The 18,009-nt window shown below is 57.9% G+C and carries 13 protein-coding genes, 3 tRNA genes and 1 pseudogene; 4 read left to right on the top strand and 13 right to left on the bottom strand.

Features of this window, described 5'->3' with window-relative positions; all coding sequences use genetic code 11:
* Window positions 1-91: 91 nt before the first annotated feature.
* From ABLV52_RS22000 to nagB, 8 genes are all read right to left on the bottom strand, one after another.
* Window positions 92-166 (bottom strand) — tRNA-Gln (locus ABLV52_RS22000).
* 23 nt (window positions 167-189) lie between these two features.
* Window positions 190-274: transfer RNA gene (locus ABLV52_RS22005), tRNA-Leu, on the bottom strand.
* Window positions 275-284: 10 nt separating this feature from the next.
* A tRNA-Met gene (locus ABLV52_RS22010) sits at window positions 285-361 on the bottom strand.
* A gap of 238 nt (window positions 362-599) precedes the next feature.
* Complete coding sequence (gene asnB / locus ABLV52_RS22015) at window positions 600-2,264, bottom strand: asparagine synthase B (protein ID WP_004885914.1); 1,665 nt, start codon at window positions 2,262-2,264, stop codon at window positions 600-602.
* A gap of 278 nt (window positions 2,265-2,542) precedes the next feature.
* Complete coding sequence (locus ABLV52_RS22020; protein WP_023288846.1) at window positions 2,543-3,295, bottom strand: HAD-IIA family hydrolase; 753 nt, start codon at window positions 3,293-3,295, stop codon at window positions 2,543-2,545.
* Window positions 3,296-3,414: 119 nt separating this feature from the next.
* Window positions 3,415-4,635, bottom strand: a complete 1,221-nt coding sequence (locus ABLV52_RS22025; protein ID WP_032455136.1) for an N-acetylglucosamine repressor — start codon at window positions 4,633-4,635, stop codon at window positions 3,415-3,417.
* A gap of 8 nt (window positions 4,636-4,643) precedes the next feature.
* On the bottom strand, window positions 4,644-5,792 hold the full coding sequence (nagA, locus tag ABLV52_RS22030; protein ID WP_032455137.1) for an N-acetylglucosamine-6-phosphate deacetylase: 1,149 nt from the start codon (window positions 5,790-5,792) through the stop codon (window positions 4,644-4,646).
* A 114-nt stretch (window positions 5,793-5,906) separates the two neighbouring features.
* Window positions 5,907-6,707, bottom strand: coding sequence for a glucosamine-6-phosphate deaminase (gene nagB / locus ABLV52_RS22035; RefSeq protein WP_012542446.1), 801 nt, complete (start codon window positions 6,705-6,707; stop codon window positions 5,907-5,909).
* 316 nt (window positions 6,708-7,023) lie between these two features.
* On the opposite strand from nagB, the gene nagE reads away from it, so the two are divergent.
* The gene (gene nagE / locus ABLV52_RS22040; RefSeq protein ID WP_023288849.1) at window positions 7,024-8,979 is read left to right on the top strand and encodes a PTS N-acetyl glucosamine transporter subunit IIABC; all 1,956 of its coding nucleotides are present in this window, start codon (window positions 7,024-7,026) and stop codon (window positions 8,977-8,979) included.
* Between the two features lie 178 nt (window positions 8,980-9,157).
* Window positions 9,158-10,825, top strand: coding sequence for a glutamine--tRNA ligase (gene glnS / locus ABLV52_RS22045; RefSeq protein ID WP_004885933.1), 1,668 nt, complete (start codon window positions 9,158-9,160; stop codon window positions 10,823-10,825).
* A 54-nt stretch (window positions 10,826-10,879) separates the two neighbouring features.
* Here glnS and ABLV52_RS22050 read toward each other — a convergent pair.
* A pseudogene (locus tag ABLV52_RS22050) lies at window positions 10,880-11,188 on the bottom strand (methionine synthase).
* Between the two features lie 76 nt (window positions 11,189-11,264).
* Between ABLV52_RS22050 and chiP the strand changes: the two are divergent.
* Window positions 11,265-12,668, top strand: coding sequence for a chitoporin (gene chiP / locus ABLV52_RS22055; RefSeq protein WP_023288850.1), 1,404 nt, complete (start codon window positions 11,265-11,267; stop codon window positions 12,666-12,668).
* A gap of 47 nt (window positions 12,669-12,715) precedes the next feature.
* Window positions 12,716-13,048 (top strand): ChiQ/YbfN family lipoprotein, encoded by a 333-nt coding sequence (chiQ, locus tag ABLV52_RS22060; protein ID WP_101861816.1) that lies wholly within the window; start codon window positions 12,716-12,718, stop codon window positions 13,046-13,048.
* Between the two features lie 51 nt (window positions 13,049-13,099).
* On the opposite strand, the gene ABLV52_RS22065 is transcribed toward chiQ, so the two are convergent.
* From ABLV52_RS22065 to tcuR, 4 genes are all read right to left on the bottom strand, one after another.
* On the bottom strand, window positions 13,100-14,395 hold the full coding sequence (locus ABLV52_RS22065) for an MFS transporter (protein WP_348890931.1): 1,296 nt from the start codon (window positions 14,393-14,395) through the stop codon (window positions 13,100-13,102).
* Between the two features lie 54 nt (window positions 14,396-14,449).
* Window positions 14,450-15,589 carry a tricarballylate utilization 4Fe-4S protein TcuB gene (gene tcuB / locus ABLV52_RS22070; protein WP_348890932.1) on the bottom strand — a complete coding sequence of 380 codons (1,140 nt, stop codon included), beginning with the start codon at window positions 15,587-15,589 and terminating at the stop codon, window positions 14,450-14,452.
* Window positions 15,576-16,979, bottom strand: a complete 1,404-nt coding sequence (gene tcuA, locus ABLV52_RS22075; RefSeq protein ID WP_032455143.1) for an FAD-dependent tricarballylate dehydrogenase TcuA — start codon at window positions 16,977-16,979, stop codon at window positions 15,576-15,578. Before tcuA ends, tcuB begins: the two co-directional genes overlap by 14 nt.
* Before the next feature lie 97 nt (window positions 16,980-17,076).
* Entirely contained in the window at window positions 17,077-18,003 is a 927-nt protein-coding gene (tcuR, locus tag ABLV52_RS22080) for a tricarballylate utilization LysR family transcriptional regulator TcuR (RefSeq protein ID WP_049014752.1), read from the bottom strand.
* Window positions 18,004-18,009 lie beyond the last annotated feature (6 nt).

Below are 18,009 nucleotides of genomic sequence, written 5' to 3' on the forward strand. Positions count from 1 at the left end.
GAACCAGGGAATGCCGGTATCAAAAACCGGTGCCTTACCGCTTGGCGATACCCCAATACCGTCGCGGTGAACCGCAAATATCGAAGAAATATGGCTGGGGTACCTGGATTCGAACCAGGGAATGCCGGTATCAAAAACCGGTGCCTTACCGCTTGGCGATACCCCATCCGTACAACGCTGACTGGTGAATGGTGCGGGAGGCGAGACTTGAACTCGCACACCTTGCGGCGCCAGAACCTAAATCTGGTGCGTCTACCAATTTCGCCACTCCCGCAAAAAAAAGATGGTGGCTACGACGGGATTCGAACCTGTGACCCCATCATTATGAGTGATGTGCTCTAACCAGCTGAGCTACGTAGCCATCTTTTTTTTCGCGTAACCTTATCGGCGTTGCGGGGCGCATTATGCGTATTGGGCCTGCGAGCGTCAACCTCTTTTTCAAGGAAAATCGTTGTAATGTGACTGTTTGGTTAGGTTGCGAACAGCTCGCTGCAATAATCGGCAATTATTGGTTATTTATCGTTTTTCAGCGGCATAAATCCCGCAAAAAGAAAACGGACCCCGGAGGGTCCGTTTCGCGTTTCATCGCCTGTCAGGGCTTATTTATAGGCCGACTGGTGGACGCCCACCGCGCGGCCTGACGGATCGTTCATGGTTTTGAACGCTTCATCCCATTCAATGGCTTTGGCAGAAGAGCAGGCCACCGACGGACCGCCAGGGACACACTCCGCCGCGCTTGGCAGCGGGAACAGCTCTTCGAAGATCTCGCGGTACAGATAGCCTTCTTTGGAGGTCGGCGTGTTGTACGGGAAGCGGAAGCTTGCGGTTTCCAGCTGCTGGTCGCTGATCTGTTTCGCGGCCACTTCTTTCAGCGTATCGATCCAGCTATAGCCGACGCCGTCAGAGAATTGCTCCTTCTGACGCCACGCCACGCTGGCCGGCAGATAGGATTCAAAGCATTCGCGCAGCACGTGTTTTTCCATTTTACCGTTGCCGCACATCTTATCCTGCGGGTTGATGCGCATCGCCACGTCGAGGAACTTCTTATCGAGGAACGGCACGCGGGCTTCCACGCCCCAGGCGGACATCGCTTTGTTGGCGCGAGCGCAGTCAAACATATGCAGCGCCTGCAGCTTACGCACCGTCTCTTCATGCAGTTCTTTGGCGTTCGGCGCCTTATGGAAGTAGAGGTAGCCGCCGAACACTTCGTCCGAGCCTTCGCCGGAAAGCACCATTTTGATGCCCATGGCTTTTATTTTACGCGACATCAGGTACATCGGCGTCGAAGCGCGAATGGTGGTCACATCGTAGGTTTCGATGTGATAGATAACGTCGCGGATCGCATCCAGCCCTTCCTGAACGGTAAAGTGAATTTCATGGTGCACGGTGCCGAGGTGGTTAGCCACTTCCTGCGCCGCTTTCAGGTCGGGAGAGCCTTCCAGACCGACCGCGAAGGAGTGCAGCTGCGGCCACCAGGCTTCGCTACGCTCCTGATCTTCGACGCGACGGGCGGCGAATTTCTTGGTGATGGCGGAGATGACCGAAGAATCAAGGCCGCCGGAGAGCAGCACGCCGTAGGGCACGTCGGACATCAGGTGGCTTTTCACCGACTCTTCCAGCGCCTGGCGCAGCTCGTTCTTATCGGTAACGTTGTCTTTTACCGCGTCGTAATCGAACCAGTCGCGCTGATAGTACTGGCGAATTTCACCGTCTTTGCTCCACAGGTAGCTGCCCGCCGGGAACTCTTTAATGGTGCGGCACACCGGCACCAGGGCTTTCATTTCTGAGGCGACGTAGAAGTTGCCGTGTTCGTCATGGCCCATATACAGCGGAATAATACCGATATGGTCGCGACCAATTAAGTACGCGTCTTTTTCGCTGTCGTACAGGGCGAAGGCGAACATCCCCTGCAGGTCGTCGAGGAACGCCGGGCCTTTTTCCTGATACAGCGCGAGGATCACTTCGCAGTCGGAGCCGGTCTGGAACTGATAGCGATCGCCATATTCCGCGCGCAGCGCCTGATGGTTGTAGATTTCGCCGTTAACGGCCAGCGCATGGGTTTTTTCGGCGTTGTACAGCGGCTGGGCGCCGGCGTTGACGTCGACAATCGACAGGCGCTCGTGCGCCAGAATCGCTTTGTCGCTGGCATACACGCCAGACCAGTCCGGACCGCGATGGCGCATCAGGCGGGAAAGCTCCAGCGCCTTTTTACGCAGCTCGCCTGCGTCAGTTTTAATATCCAGTACGCCAAAAATAGAACACATAGCCTTCTCCATTACCCTGTCGTGTTTGATGTTGTGCTGGCTTCGTCTCGTGGCGAAGCCTGAGTGCGTGCTTAAGAAAATGCCGTAAAGGGGGAGCCGGCGCAAGGGTTTTACGGCCGGAAAAAGAAAAAACGCAACTGCGATTGTTGAATAGTAAAAAAAGAGTATCTTTTGAACTGCTTTATTGAAGAATACGCAATTATAAGCCGTTTTCATTAGATGGGGGGCTTTTAGCAGGCGTCAGAAATGAACAACCACGTCCTGAGACGTGGCTGGCATTAGAAAATATCGATTTCCGCGACGGAAGGGTAGATCCACGACGGGCGGAACGGCATGCTGTCGATGTCGTCGAGGGTCGAGACGCCGGAGAGCACCAGAATGGTCTCCAGCCCCGCCTGGAAGCCGGCCAGAATGTCGGTGCGCAGATTGTCGCCGACGATCACCGTCTGTTCGGAGTGGGCCTGCATTTTGTTCAGCGCTGAGCGGATGATCCACGGGCTGGGTTTACCGACGTAAAACGGCTTACGGCCGGAGATCTTCTCGATCCCGGCGCACAGGGCGCCGCAGGCCGGGTAGAAGCCGCGACCGTGAGTATCCGGGTTGGTGGCAATGAAGCGGGCGCCATTGGCGACAAAGAAGGCCGCCTTATGCATCATCTCCCAGTTAAAGGAGCGGGTTTCCCCGACGATGACAAAATCCGGGTTGACATCGGTAATGGTAAAGCCGGCTTTATACAGCTCGTGGATCAGCGCCCCTTCACCCACCACATAGGCTTTCTTGCCTTCCTGGCGGCGCAGAAAATCGGCCGTCGCCATCGCCGAGGTGTAAAAGGCGCTATCCGGCACCTCAATCCCGGCGGTGGCGAAACGGTTCGCCAGATCCTGGCCGGTTTGCGACGGGTAGTTGGTCAGCATCACCAGCGGCATGCCTTTATCGAGGATGCGCTTGATAAACTCGGCAGCGCCGGGAACGGCGACGTTATCGTGCATCAGCACGCCGTCAATATCACAAATTATGTTTTGAATGGTCATGGTGGGTCCAGAATCATTAACAAAGACGAAACTATACGCGTCATCGATGCGGTTTCACACCTCTGACGGGCGATGCCCGCCAGTGACAGAGCGACGCGCTTATCTATAAAGGGGGGCGATTAGCTCTCAAGCAAGCGCTGCAGCAGCGTGCCATTGAGCATGGCGCGTTTGACCAGCGCGAAGGCGCCAATCGCTGAGCGATGATCGAGGGTGGAGCGCACCACCGGCAGGTTCTTACGAAACGCCTTCAGCGCCTGGGCGTTAATGCAGCCCTCAATGGCCGGGAGCAGCACTTTCTCGGCTTCCACAATTTCGCCGGCGACGACGATTTTTTGCGGATTGAACAGGTTGATGGCGATGGCGATCGTTTTTCCGAGGTGACGCCCTACGTACTCGATCACCTCGCAGGCCAGGGCATCGCCCTTGTTGGCCGCTTTGCAGATGGTTTTGATCGTGCAGTCATCGAGGGTCAGGCGGCTCTGGTAGCCCTGGTCCAGCAGATGGCGAACGCGATGTTCGATGGCGGCGTTCGCCGCGACGGTCTCCAGGCAGCCGAAGTTGCCGCAGTGGCAGCGTTCGCCCAGCGGATCGACCTGAATATGGCCAATTTCGCCCACGTTGCCGTTACGGCCAATAAAAATGCGTCCGTTGGAGATGATCCCCGCCCCGGTGCCGCGGTGCACGCGCACCAGAATGGAGTCTTCGCAGTCCTGGCTTGCGCCAAAATAGTGCTCGGCCAGCGCCAGACTGCGGATATCGTGCCCGACAAAGCAGGTAACGTTGAAGCGTTTTTCCAGCGCCCCGACCAGGCCCCAGTTTTCCACCGCAATGTGCGGCATATAGCGGATCACGCCGCTTTCCGGATCCACCAGCCCCGGCAGGATCACCGAGATGGCGATCAGCTCGCGGATTTTGCGCTGACAGTTTTCGATAAAAGTGGCGATGATATTCAGCAGGGCGTGTTCCAGCGTTTCCTGGGTGCGCTCGGGCAGCGGGAAATGCTCCTCCTCCAGGGTCTTGCTGCTTAAATCATAGAGGGTCAGGGTGGCGTCATAGCGGCCAAGGCGCACGCCAATGGCGTTGAAGTTACGCGTCTCCGCAATGATGGAGATGGCGCGGCGCCCCCCGGTGGAGGCCTGCTGATCGACTTCTTTGATCAGGCCGCGCTCAATAAGCTGACGCGTGATTTTGGTCACGCTGGCAGGGGCAAGCTGGCTTTGTTCCGCGATCTGAATGCGCGAGATAGGCCCATGCTGGTCAATCAGGCGGTACACGGCCGCGCTGTTCAGTTGTTTTACGAGGTCAACGTTACCAATTTGAGCTTGTCCGCCTGCTGTCATACTTTTACTTACTCAGTGACGACCTCGTTACCATTAACGATGGTCTTGGTGATTTTATAATCGCGTGTAAAGGCGGTCAGGTTAGCGACCATACCCGGCGCAATGCTGCCGAGCTGCTTGTCCACACCAATGGCGCGCGCGGGATAGAGCGTCGCCATCCGCAATACTTCGTCCAGCGCCACACCGCAATGCTCAACCAGATTACGCACCCCTTCAATCATGGTCAGGGAAGATCCGCTGAGGGTGCCGTTTTCATCTACGCACAGCCCGTTGCGGTAGTATATTGTTTTCCCGGCAAAAATGAACTGGTCAATATTCGCCCCCGCCGGCGCGGTGGCGTCGGTGACCAGGCACAGTTTGTCGCCTTTCAGGCGCTTGGCGTTGCGCACGTTGGCGTAATCGACGTGCATCCCGTCGACAATAATACCGCAGTAGACATCCGGCTCGTCAAAAATCGCCCCGGCCAGACCCGGTTCGCGGCCGGTAATGTACGGCATCGCATTATACAGGTGGGTGGCGAAGGTAATGCCCGCGCGGAAGCCCACTTTCGCCTCTTTCAGCGTGGCGTTGGAGTGGCCCGCGGAGACGACGATCCCGGCGGCGACCAGTTTGCGGATCACTTCCGGCTCGACGCGCTCAGGGGCGAGGGTCACTTTGGTGATCACATCGGCGTTGTCGCACAGGAAATCGACCAGCGCCGCGTCCGGTTTACGCACGTAGTCGGGATTGTGGGTGCCTTTCTTAACGATATTCAGCCACGGTCCTTCAAGATGCAGACCCAGCGCCTGGTTCGGGTGCTTTTGCAGGTATTCGCGCATCACGCGGACGCCTTGCTTCATCAGATCGTCGCTGGAGGTAATCAGCGTCGGCAGGAAGCTGGTGCAGCCTGAGCGTTCGTTGGCCTTCTGCATGATTTCCAGCGTTTCGACAGTGACCGCGTCAGGGCTGTCGTTAAACTGCACGCCGCCGCAGCCGTTGAGCTGGACGTCGATAAAACCGGGGGCGAGGATTGCGCCGTTGACTGAGCGCTGCTCGATGTCAGACGGCAAATCTGCCAGCGGACAAAGACGTTCGATAAGGCCATTAGCGATAACAACCGCATGGTCATCGAGAATTTCATGACCGGTATAAACCCGGCCCTGGGTTAATGCATACATTACGACCCCCGGTATATACGCCTCATCAGGCCCGGGAACGTTCGTTTGCCGCCGGCCTGATGATGCATACAAAGAAAAAGATGGTCCCGCGCAAAGTCGCGGGACGCGACTACATTACAGACCTTTAATATTTTCAGCTTCTAATTCGTTGAAATATTTCAGCGTCTTCACTTTCAGCTCCATGGTGGACGGTTCGTCGCAGACGATCACCGCCTTCGGATGCAGCTGCAGACAGGTAATGGTCCACATGTGGTTGACGTTACCTTCAACTGCGGCCTGCAGCGCCAGCGCTTTCTGATGGCCCAGCACCAGAATCATGACTTCTTCTGCATCCAGCAGGGTGCCCACGCCGACGGTCAGCGCATATTTCGGCACCAGATCCACGTCGCCGTCGAAGAAGCGGGAGTTCGCCACACGGGTGTCATGGGTCAGGGTCTTAATACGGGTGCGGGACGCCAGAGAAGAGGCCGGTTCGTTGAACGCGATGTGGCCATCGTTGCCCACGCCGCCCATAAACAGGTGGATTTTACCGTAGGAACGAATTTTTTCTTCATAGCGACGGCATTCCGCATCGATGTCCGGCGCGTTACCATTCAGCAGGTTGATATTTTCTGCCGGAATATCAACGTGGTCAAAGAAATTACGGTGCATGAAGCTATGATAGCTTTCCGGATGCTCTTTCGGCAGGCCAACGTATTCATCCATGTTGAAGGTGACAACGTGCTTGAAGCTAACCTGGCCTGCTTTATGCATTTCAACCAGCGCCTTGTAGGCGGTGAGCGGGGTGCCGCCGGTGGGCAGACCCAGCACGAACGGACGGTCCGCGGTTGGTTTGAATGCATTAATGCGGTTCACGATATGGCGGGCAGCCCATTTACCGACCTGCTCAGCGGTTACCAGGGGGATCAGTCTCATTCTTCACCTCTATAGTTAAAAGTAGAATCTGGCGGATTGGCGCCAGCACTCTGAGGAGAGTATTGCAGCAACTGCGCCGACCGGGGTCAATCCGTGTTGATTTTTTGAATGATAAAATAAGTTTTCGATGTTAGCCAGTCTAAGGGAGGGGTGAATACGATATTTGGTGATAATTATCACAAAAAATACCCGTTTAATTTGCGATACGAATTAATTTTTCACACACTTTGCCGGTAAGTGATAAAACCGACCTTGTTACACAATAAAAAAGTGGCTTTGAAAATGAGCCTCATCGGGGTCTCATAGGGGGAATAAGATGAATATTTTAGGTTTCTTTCAGCGACTGGGTAGGGCGTTACAGCTCCCTATCGCAGTGCTGCCGGTCGCGGCATTGCTGCTGCGTTTCGGGCAACCAGACCTGTTGAATGTACCCTTCATCGCGCAAGCGGGTGGGGCTATCTTCGACAACCTGGCGCTGATCTTTGCTATCGGTGTGGCGTCAAGCTGGTCCAAGGATAACGCCGGTTCTGCGGCGCTGGCCGGGGCAGTAGGTTATTTCGTGATGACCAAAGCGATGGTCACCATCAATCCGGAAATCAACATGGGCGTACTGGCCGGTATCATTACCGGTCTGGTAGCAGGGGCGGTGTACAATCGCTGGGCCGGCATCAAGCTGCCGGACTTCCTGAGCTTCTTCGGCGGCAAACGCTTCGTGCCGATCGCCACCGGCTTCTTCTGTTTGATCCTCGCGGCGCTCTTCGGCTACGTCTGGCCGCCGGTGCAGCACGCTATCCATGCGGGCGGCGAGTGGATCGTTTCCGCAGGGGCGCTGGGTTCCGGTATCTTCGGCTTTATCAACCGTCTGCTGATCCCGACCGGTCTGCATCAGGTGCTGAACACCATCGCCTGGTTCCAGATTGGTGAGTTCACGAACGCCGCAGGCGCCGTGTTCCACGGCGACATCAACCGCTTCTACGCCGGCGACGGCACCGCGGGGATGTTCATGTCCGGCTTCTTCCCGATCATGATGTTTGGTCTGCCGGGCGCGGCGCTGGCGATGTATCTGGCCGCTCCGAAAGCGCGTCGTCCGATGGTGGGCGGTATGCTGCTGTCTGTTGCCATCACCGCGTTCCTGACCGGGGTAACCGAGCCGCTGGAATTCCTGTTCATGTTCCTGGCTCCGCTGCTGTACCTCCTGCACGCGGTACTGACCGGTATCAGCCTGTTCATCGCAACGGCGCTGGGCATTCATGCGGGCTTCTCCTTCTCCGCAGGCGCTATTGACTACGTGCTGATGTACAGCCTGCCGGCCGCCAGCAAAAACGTCTGGATGCTGCTGGTGATGGGCGTGGTGTTCTTCTTCGTCTACTTCCTGCTGTTCAGCGCGGTGATCCGCATGTTCAACCTGAAAACGCCGGGTCGTGAAGACAAAGCCGCTGACGTGGTAACGGAAGAAGCGAACAGCAACACTGAAGAAGGCCTGACCCAGCTGGCGACCAGCTATATCGCCGCGGTGGGCGGAACGGACAACCTGAAAGCGATTGACGCCTGTATCACCCGTCTGCGCCTGACCGTGGGCGATTCGGCGAAAGTCAACGACGCCGCCTGTAAACGTCTCGGCGCGTCCGGGGTGGTGAAACTGAATAAGCAAACCATCCAGGTTATCGTCGGCGCGAAGGCAGAGTCTATCGGCGATGAGATGAAAAAAGTGGTGACCCGCGGCCCGGTAGCGGCAGCGGCAGCCGCGCCGGCTGGCAACGTCGCCACCGCAGCGCCCGCGGCTAAACCGCAGGCGGTAGCGAACGCGAAGACCGTTGAGTCGCTGGTTTCGCCGATTACCGGTGACGTGGTGGCCCTCGAACAGGTGCCGGACGAAGCCTTCGCCAGCAAAGCCGTCGGCGACGGTATCGCGGTGAAACCGACCAGCAATATCGTGGTGGCCCCGGCCGCCGGTACCGTGGTGAAAATTTTCAACACTAACCACGCGTTCTGCCTCGAAACCAACAACGGTGCGGAAATCGTTGTCCACATGGGTATCGACACCGTGGCGTTGGAAGGCAAGGGCTTCAAACGTCTGGTTGAAGAGGGCGCGGACGTGAAGGCGGGCGAGCCGATTCTGGAAATGGATCTGGACTTCCTCAACGCCAACGCGCGCTCGATGATTAGCCCGGTGGTCTGCAGCAACAGCGATGACTACAGCGCGCTGGTGATACTGGCGAGCGGTAAGGTCGTTGCCGGCCAGACGCCGCTGTATGAGATTAAAGGCAAGTAAGGCTCCTGAGTCGAGTTTATGCCTCAGCGGCGAAGGGAAACCTTCGCCGCTTTTTTTTGCAGCAATCGGCTCCATAATCCTCTTCTGATACCTATTTTACGTAACTAATAGTTGTCACTACGCCCTGCTTGTAAGATCATGTGCCGTTATACGTTGTTTACGCTTTGAGGAACCCGTGATGAGTGAGGCAGAAGCCCGCCCGACTAACTTTATCCGTCAGATCATTGATGAAGATCTGGCTACCGGTAAGCACACCACCGTTCACACCCGCTTCCCGCCGGAGCCGAACGGTTATCTGCACATTGGCCATGCGAAATCCATCTGCCTGAACTTCGGCATCGCCCAGGATTATCAGGGCCAATGCAACCTGCGTTTCGATGACACCAACCCGGTGAAAGAAGATATCGAATACGTGGAGTCGATTAAAAACGACGTGCAGTGGTTAGGTTTCCACTGGTCCGGGGACGTTTGCTACTCGTCTGATTACTTTGATCAGCTGCATCAGTATGCGGTTGAGCTGATCAACAAAGGCCTGGCCTATGTTGATGAACTCTCTCCTGATGAAATTCGTGAATATCGCGGCACCCTGAAAGCGCCGGGTAAGAACAGCCCGTATCGCGACCGCAGCGTGGAAGAAAACCTGGCGTTGTTCGAAAAAATGCGCAGCGGCGGCTTCGAAGAGGGCAAGGCCTGCCTGCGCGCGAAGATCGATATGGCGTCGCCGTTCATCGTGATGCGCGATCCGGTGCTGTACCGCATTAAGTTCGCTGAGCATCATCAGACCGGCAACAAGTGGTGCATCTACCCGATGTACGACTTCACCCACTGCATCAGCGATGCGCTGGAAGGCATTACCCACTCGCTGTGTACCCTGGAGTTCCAGGACAACCGTCGTCTGTACGACTGGGTGCTGGACAACATCAGCATCCCGGTTCACCCGCGCCAGTACGAATTCTCGCGCCTGAATCTTGAATACACGGTGATGTCCAAGCGTAAGCTGAACCAGCTGGTGACCGAGAAGCACGTGGAAGGCTGGGACGATCCGCGTATGCCGACTATCTCCGGTCTGCGTCGCCGTGGCTACACCGCTGAATCCATCCGCGAGTTCTGCAAGCGCATCGGCGTGACCAAGCAGGACAACACTATTGAGATGGCGTCGCTGGAGTCCTGCATTCGCGAAGATCTCAACGAAAACGCGCCGCGCGCGATGGCAGTGATCGATCCGGTGAAACTGGTTATCGAGAACTACCCGCAGGGCGAAAGCGAAATGGTGGCGATGCCGAACCATCCGAACAAGCCGGAGATGGGCAGCCGCGAAGTGCCGTTCAGCGCGGAAATCTGGATCGACCGCGCGGACTTCCGTGAAGAAGCCAACAAGCAGTACAAGCGTCTGGTGCTGGGCAAAGAAGTGCGTCTGCGCAACGCCTACGTCATCAAAGCGGAACGCGTGGAGAAAGATGCCGAAGGCAATATCACCACTATCTTCTGTACCTACGATGCCGACACCCTGAGCAAAGATCCGGCTGACGGCCGCAAGGTCAAAGGCGTGATCCACTGGGTGAGCGCGGCGCATGCGCTGCCGGTAGAGATCCGTCTCTACGATCGCCTGTTCAGCGTACCAAACCCGGGCGCAGCGGAGGATTTCCTCGCGGTGATCAATCCGGAATCGCTGGTGATCAAACAGGGTTACGCGGAGCCGAGCCTGGCGCAGGCGGAAGCCGGTAAAGCTTACCAGTTTGAGCGTGAAGGTTACTTCTGCCTCGACAGCCGCTATGCAACCGCAACCAGTCTGGTGTTTAACCGCACCGTCGGTTTGCGCGATACCTGGGCGAAAGCGGGCGAATAACAATTTCCCTACCGTCAAAGCGCCGCACTCTGCGGCGCTTTTTTTGTTTCAGAATCAGCCAATTACTCTTTTTATTTTCGCGAAGCGAATTAATTCTGTTTCAAATCGGAAATAAATAACGCTTCTGATATTTCCTGTCTCATACAAAAAACCAATGTAATCGCTTTCAGGTTTTGCGTTTTTCCCTGATTTTGCAATGACTTCCATGACAAAATCATCAGAGATAAGACTGTAACAAAACGACATAAATTATGTGCGCTTTGTCATAATCTTAAGCTTTGCCTCACGAAAAACATTGATAATTCGCGTCACGAAAAATAGTCTATCTACAGTGGTTTCGCGGCCTTTTTCACCGCCCCACATTTTGCAGTGTTATTTATTTTTTTTAGCGAATGACCCCCTGGTCTTCGCCTTTTAAAACGTCAAAGAGGATATGCACATGCGTACGTTTAGTGGCAAACGTAGTACGCTGGCGCTGGCTATTGCCGCCGTCACCGCGATGTCGGGCTGGGTTGTGATTCCGCAGGCCAGCGCAGCAGGCTTTATCGATGATTCTACTTTAACCGGCGGTATCTATTACTGGCAGCGTGAGCGTGACCGTAAAGATGTGACCGACGGCGACAAATACAAAACCAACCTTTCCCACTCCACCTGGAACGCCAACCTGGACTTCCAGTCCGGCTATGCCGCCGATATGTTTGGCCTTGATATTGCGGCGTTTACCGCGATTGAAATGGCGGAGAACGGCGACAGCGGCCACCCGAACGAAATCGCCTTCTCGTCGCGTAACAAAGCCTATGACGAAGACTACTCCGGCGATAAGAGCGGCATCAGCCTGTATAAAGCCGCTGCGAAATTCAAATACGGTCCGGCGTGGGCGCGCGCGGGCTACATCCAGCCAACCGGTCAGACCCTGCTGGCGCCGCACTGGAGCTTTATGCCGGGTACCTATCAGGGGGCGGAAGCCGGGGCCAACTTCGACTATGGCACCGCGGGCGCGTTAAGTTTCTCCTACATGTGGACGAACGAGTATAAAGCGCCATGGCATATCGAGATGGATGATTTCTACCAGAACGATAAGAAGACCAAAGTCGATTATCTCCACTCCGTCGGCGCCAAATATGATTTCAAAAACGACCTGGTGCTGGAGGCGGCATTTGGTCAGGCTCAGGGCTATATCGATCAGTACTTTGCTAAAGCCAGCTACAAGTTTGACGTCGCCGGCGCGCCGTTGAGCACCAGCTACCAGTTCTACGGCACTCGCGATAAGGTCAGCAACGGCGGGGTCAACGACATCTATGACGGCACCGCATGGCTGCAGGCGTTAACCTTTGGCTATAAAGTGGCGGATGTGCTGGATCTGCGTCTGGAAGGGACCTGGGTGAAGGCCGATGGCCAGCAGGGCTACTTCCTGCAGCGTATGACCCCGACCTACGCCTCCTCCAACGGTCGTCTCGATATCTGGTGGGATAACCGTTCCGACTTCAACGCCAACGGCGAAAAAGCGGTCTTCTTCGGCGCGATGTATGACATGAAAAACTGGGATATGCCGGGCTGGGCGTTTGGCGCGTCTTATGTGTACGCCTGGGATGCGAAGCCGGGCAAAATGTCCTCCCCGGACGCCTACTATGACGCTGATTACCGTCTGAAAGAGTCGGCCTACAGCCTGGATGCGCTGTATACCGTGCAGGAAGGCCGGGCGAAGGGCACGCTGTTTAAACTGCACTTTACCCAGTACGACAACCATTCCGATATTCCGAGCTGGAGCGGCGGCTACGGCAACATCTTCCAGGATGAGCGCGACGTGAAGTTCATGGTTATCGCCCCGTTCACAATTTTCTGATGCCTGCGCGGCGGGCGTGAGCCTGCCGCACCTCTGGGAGAACGACAATGAAAAAAATGCTGCTTATTGCCATGATGGCATCGGCTCTGGTGGCCTGCACCACGTCGCCGGCACCGAAAGAAGACACCAAACTGAAAGATGCCTATAGCGCCTGTATTAATACGGCGGAAGGCAATCCGGACAAAATTGAAGCCTGCCAGAGCGTACTGAATGTCCTGAAAGAGGATAAACAGCACCAGCAGTTTGCTCACCAGGAGAGCGTCCGGGTACTGGATTATCAGCAGTGTATCCAGGCTACCCGTACCGGTAACGATCAGGCGGTGAAAGCGCGCTGCGACCAGATCTGGAAAGAGATCCGCAGCAATAACACCACCCATTAAGCCAGACGGCAGCGGCAAACGGGCGGAGTCTATCTCCGCCCGTTTGTTTTTTTAGCGCTGACTCTCCGCCGGCTGATAGCCGCGACTCAGGCGCACGAACAGCAGCGCGGTGGCGATGAACCCGCACAGCGCAGCGCACATCAGCCACCATCCCGGCGCGCTTTTATCGCCGGTAAGCTCGACCAGGGCAGTGGAGATAGCCGGCGTCAGGCCACCGAAGATGGCGGTGGCGAGGCTGAAGGCCAGCGAAAAGCCCACGGTGCGGACATAAACCGGCATCACTTCGGTGAGCGCCGCCACCATCGCGCCGTTATACATGCCAAAGAAGAAGGAAAACCACAACAGGACCAGCGTCATACGGGTGAAATCCGGCGCGGCGGTGAGCCAGTGCATCACCGGCCAGGTGGTGAGCAGCGCCAGCACGGTAATCCCCATCAGCACCGGGCGACGACCGATCCGATCGGAGATCGCGCCGCCAATCGGTAACCAGATAAAATTGGAGATGCCCACCAGCATGGTGACCAGCAGGCTGTCGCGGGCGCTGAGGTGCAGCACTGCTCTGCCGTAGGTTGGCGTATAGACGGTAATAAAGTAGAAAGTGGTGGTGGTCATCGCTACCAGCAGCGTCCCCGCGGTAATAATGCGCCAGTTTCTGGCGATGGTGGTCAGGATCTCTTTGGTATCCGGGCGATGTTTACGCTGCAGGAATTCCTCGGTCTCCTGCAGCGAGCGGCGCAGCACGAAAACCAGCGGAATGATCATACAGCCAATAAAAAAGGGGATGCGCCAGCCCCAGGCGGCAATCTCCTCATGTTCCAGCGTGGCGTTCAGCGCATAGCCGATCAGCGCCGCCATGATGATAGCCACCTGCTGGCTGGCGGACTGCCAGCTGGTATAGAAGCCTTTATTGCCCGGCGTAGCGATTTCAGAGAGATAGACCGACACTCCGCCAAGCTCGACGCCCGCCGAGAACCCCTGCAGCAGACGGCCCACTAACACGAGGATCGGCGCCAGTACGCCGATAGTCTGATAGCCAGGGACCAGGGCGATGAGTAGCGTCCCGCAGCCCATGATCGCCAGGGTGACCATCAGCCCTTTGCGGCGACCGATTCTGTCGATATAAGCGCCGAGCACCACCGCGCCGATAGGACGCATCAGGAAGCCCGAGCCAAATACCGCAAAGGTGAGCATCAGCGCCGCGAACTCGCTCTCCGCCGGAAAGAAGGTGCGGGCGATATAGGTGGCGTAAAAGCCAAACAGGAAGAAGTCGAACTGTTCGAGAAAATTACCGCTGGTCACGCGGAGGATAGCGCCGACGGTGCCGGCGCGGGTGGGTTGTTGGGTCATAGGGGGTGCTCTCCATTGTCTTTATCTTGTTGTTATCGGGTGCAGAGGGGCAGGTCAGTCGCCGGCGACGCCCGCCTGTTTTCCGCGGCGTTTCTCAATCGCCCACTTGAGTAACGCCGCACAGCGATAAAATCCGTGGGCAAATTTTCCATACGGCAGGGTTAAGAACAGGGCCATCACCACCCCGAGGTGGATGGCGAGCAGGACGCCCATCCACGAAGTATCCCGCCCCGCCAGCAGCGCCAGGCCGGTGAAGCTGGTCAGCAGCAGCAGCAGAATAAATCCGCGATCCATCGGTTTCTGCCGCGCGTCGCCGTGCAGCGGCGAGCGGCGCAGGTTCAGCCACAGCAGGCCCGCCGGGCCGACCAGCAGGCCGATGCCGCCGAGGGTGCCGAGCAGCACCGGCAGGCTGAAGAACGGGTAGGGCGCTTCCTGGCCGGCGATATAGTGATAGCCTGTGGCCACCACGGTGGCGGCGAAACAGAGCATAAAGCCGTAGAAGGTGCAGTGGTGGAAACGGCGGCGCAGCAGGGTGAAGGCGTCATCGGCTTCGTTGCAGCCTTTCCCGTGGCCGCCGTCGAGATATTTCAGCGTCAGCGCATCATGGGATGCCTTCGCAATATCAATCGGTTGCGGCTGGCCCGGGGAGATCTCGCGCCAGAAGCGGATCACCCCGCTCATCAGTAAGCCAATCGCCAGCACAAAGACCGAACCAAACATCCACGCCAGCAGGTTATGGGGGAATATCTGGTAGAAGTCGCCCGCCAGCGGCGGATGGCGCAGCGAGCCTTTGAGCCCCATCGCCAGCAGCAGAAAGACAATCAGGCCGCCGACCAGCGCCAGCACGGTGGTCATGCAGGCCCGACGGTACAGGCTGCCAAAGGCGGCGGGCTGGGCGTAGTGTTGATAGGTCTCGAGCCGGACTTCGGCCATCGCCTTCGGCACGTTAATGGCGAACTCGTGCGGCGGCGCATACTGGCAGGCATGCAGGCAAGCGCCGCAGTTATGGCACAGGTTAGCCAGATAGTTGATATCCGCCTTGCCAAAGGCCAGGCGCTGGGTCATCGCCGGGAACACGGCGCAAAACCCTTCGCAGTAGCGGCAGGCGTTACACACCTGCATCACCCGTTCGACTTCCGCCTCCGGTTCGGTGATGATCTGCGCGTCAATGATCAGCTTTTCAAGCGACTTCATGGTGTTTCTCCTGCTGCGCCGCCCGGGCGGCTTGCTGGCCGGCGATGCGGCCGAAGGTGGTGCCGATCGACATCCCGACGCCGGCGGTGTAGCCCTTGCCCAGCACGTTGCCGGCCATCATTTCCCCGGCGACGAACAGATTACGGCTGGGTTGACCGGCGAAATGGACGGCGGCGGTGTCGTCGACGTAGAGCCCGAGGTAGGTGAAGGTGATCCCCGGCCGCAGGGCGTAGCCGTAGTAAGGCGGTGTATCGATGGGGCGCGCCCAGTGGGTTTTCGCCGGCGTGAGGCCAGAGGTCGCGCAGTTATCCAGGCGGGTGTGATCGAACTGGCCCGGCGCGCAGGCGGCATTATAGTCGGCGATGGTTTGCGCTAAGCGTTCGCCGTCCAGCCCCAGCTGGCGGGCCAGTTCCTCGATGGTATTGGCCTGAGCGCCGGGAAAGACGGGGGGCATAAAGTGGCCGATGGCTTTGCTGTCGATGATCGAGTAGCCGATCTGTCCAGGCTGGTGGGCGACCAGTCGGCCCCAGATGGCGTAGCGTTTAGGCCAGAAATCTTCCCCCTCATCATAAAAGCGCACGGCATCGCGGTTGACCACCACCCCCAGCGAAACGCAGTCGACGCGGGTGCAGATCCCGCCGTCATAGAGCGGCGCCCGGGCGTCAATGGCGACGCAGTGGGACTGGGAAGGATCGCCGATGATATCGGCCCCGGCGTCGATCATAAACTTGAGCAGCACCCCCTGGTTGAAGCGCGTGCCGCGGATGAGAAAGTTATCGGCGGGCCATTCGCCGCGGTCATTTTGCCCCCAGGCCTCGCGCAGCCACTCGCGGTTGGATTCAAATCCGCCGGCGGCGAGGACGCAGCTTCTCGCGACAATCCGTTCCTCGCCCGCCAGCGCGGCGACAAATTCACCGTTGCGCAGTTCCAGAGCCTGCACCGGCGTGTTGTAGCGGATCTGCACCCCCATCCGCTCTGCGCTGCGGTAATAGGCATTGACCAGCGCTTTGCCGCCGCCCATAAAAAAGGCGTTGGTGCGGGCCACGTGCAGGGCGCCGGAGAGCGGCGGCTGAAAGTTAACCCCGTGCTGACGCATCCAGTCCCGGCACTGTGACGAGGTGCGGATCACCAGCCGGGCCAGCGCTTCGTTGGTGTTCCCTTCGGTGACGCGCAGCAGATCCTGCCAGTACTCCTCTTCCGGATAGCTGTCGACCAGCACGTCCTGCGGCGCATCGTGCATACAGCGCAGGTTACGCGTGTGCTGCGAGTTGCCGCCTCGCCACTCCCGCGGCGCCGCCTCCAGCAGCAGCACCGAGGCGCCGGCTTCCCGGGCGGTTAAGGCGGCGCATAGCGCGGCATTGCCGCCGCCAATGACCAGTACATCCACCATTATCGGCTCCCTTACAATTTAATTAATTGTTAAATTTGTAATGGGAATGTAGGCGGTAACGGCGGCGGGGCGCTATGGCGTAACGCTAAAGAGGGGTTTAGTTAACGTAAAGGGTGGCGCCTGGCCAGCGATCGGACTCCACCAGCTGGCGCATGACTTTGCTTAGTATTACCCGTGCCGCAAGGCCTGCCGGGGTGAGCTCATCATCCGACAGGCTGACCAGAAAGTTGGGGCGGCTGAGGATCGGATTAGCGATGCCGATCACCCTCAGCGCCTGATGGTCGAGATGGGAAATAGCGGCCCCGGGCTGCAGAGTGGCGCCCAGTCCGCTGCGCACGGCCTGCATCAGCAGGGCCAGACCGTCAATGTCCGCCACCACCTCAACGCTAAGGCTGTGCTGCTGGCAAACCGCCTCCAGCCTGCCGCGCAGGCCGTGGCCCTGGCTTGGCATAATCAGCGGCAGGGTGGTGAGCTGGTCAGGGGAAACAGGGTCATCCGGCAGCGAGGCCAACAGCGCATGGGTGCCAATCAGGAACAGGCGCTCTTCGAGCACCGGTCTGGCGCTCCAGCGCAGGATCTTCTCCTGCTGGAAGACGATGGCTAAATCCAGCTGGCGGGTGTTGATCATCCGCTCCAGATTGCCGGAGAGGCTTTCCACCAGGTGCAGGCGGACGTCGGGGTAGCTCTCGCGCATCGCGTTGATGAACGGTACGCCAAGAACGGAGGCGGTGCTGGGGGCCATGCCGACGCTGACGTGGCCCGACAGCCGCGCCTCGCGGGCGGCGAGGATGGCATCATCGGCATGACGCAGCGCCAGCTGCGCCTGTGAGTAGAAAGCGAGGCCCGCGCTGGTGGGCGTCACGCCGCGAGAGGTTCGCTGCAGGAGGCGAATGGCCAGCTCATTTTCCAGACGCGCGATCTGCTGGCTGAGCGCCGAGACGCCGATATTCAGATCGAGCGCGGCGCGGCCCATGCTGCCGGTTTCAACAATGCGCGTAAAATAGCGTAGCTGGCGAAGTTCCATATCAAC

This window comes from Klebsiella sp. GB_Kp056 (genome assembly GCF_040064755.1).
Lineage (GTDB): Bacteria > Pseudomonadota > Gammaproteobacteria > Enterobacterales > Enterobacteriaceae > Klebsiella > Klebsiella quasipneumoniae.

Bases quoted from the DNA above. Each gene is read 5' to 3' on its own strand.
- tcuR (WP_049014752.1), bottom strand. From the start codon at position 18,003: ATGGAACTTCGCCAGCTACGCTATTTTACGCGCATTGTTGAAACCGGC.
- nagB (WP_012542446.1), bottom strand. From the start codon at position 6,707: ATGAGACTGATCCCCCTGGTAACCGCTGAGCAGGTCGGTAAATGGGCT.
- nagA (WP_032455137.1), bottom strand. From the start codon at position 5,792: ATGTATGCATTAACCCAGGGCCGGGTTTATACCGGTCATGAAATTCTC.
- tcuB (WP_348890932.1), bottom strand. From the start codon at position 15,589: ATGAAGTCGCTTGAAAAGCTGATCATTGACGCGCAGATCATCACCGAA.
- ABLV52_RS22065 (WP_348890931.1), bottom strand. From the start codon at position 14,395: ATGACCCAACAACCCACCCGCGCCGGCACCGTCGGCGCTATCCTCCGC.
- chiQ (WP_101861816.1), top strand. From the start codon at position 12,716: ATGAAAAAAATGCTGCTTATTGCCATGATGGCATCGGCTCTGGTGGCC.
- tcuA (WP_032455143.1), bottom strand. From the start codon at position 16,979: ATGGTGGATGTACTGGTCATTGGCGGCGGCAATGCCGCGCTATGCGCC.
- nagE (WP_023288849.1), top strand. From the start codon at position 7,024: ATGAATATTTTAGGTTTCTTTCAGCGACTGGGTAGGGCGTTACAGCTC.
- chiP (WP_023288850.1), top strand. From the start codon at position 11,265: ATGCGTACGTTTAGTGGCAAACGTAGTACGCTGGCGCTGGCTATTGCC.
- ABLV52_RS22020 (WP_023288846.1), bottom strand. From the start codon at position 3,295: ATGACCATTCAAAACATAATTTGTGATATTGACGGCGTGCTGATGCAC.
- glnS (WP_004885933.1), top strand. From the start codon at position 9,158: ATGAGTGAGGCAGAAGCCCGCCCGACTAACTTTATCCGTCAGATCATT.
- asnB (WP_004885914.1), bottom strand. From the start codon at position 2,264: ATGTGTTCTATTTTTGGCGTACTGGATATTAAAACTGACGCAGGCGAG.
- ABLV52_RS22025 (WP_032455136.1), bottom strand. From the start codon at position 4,635: ATGACAGCAGGCGGACAAGCTCAAATTGGTAACGTTGACCTCGTAAAA.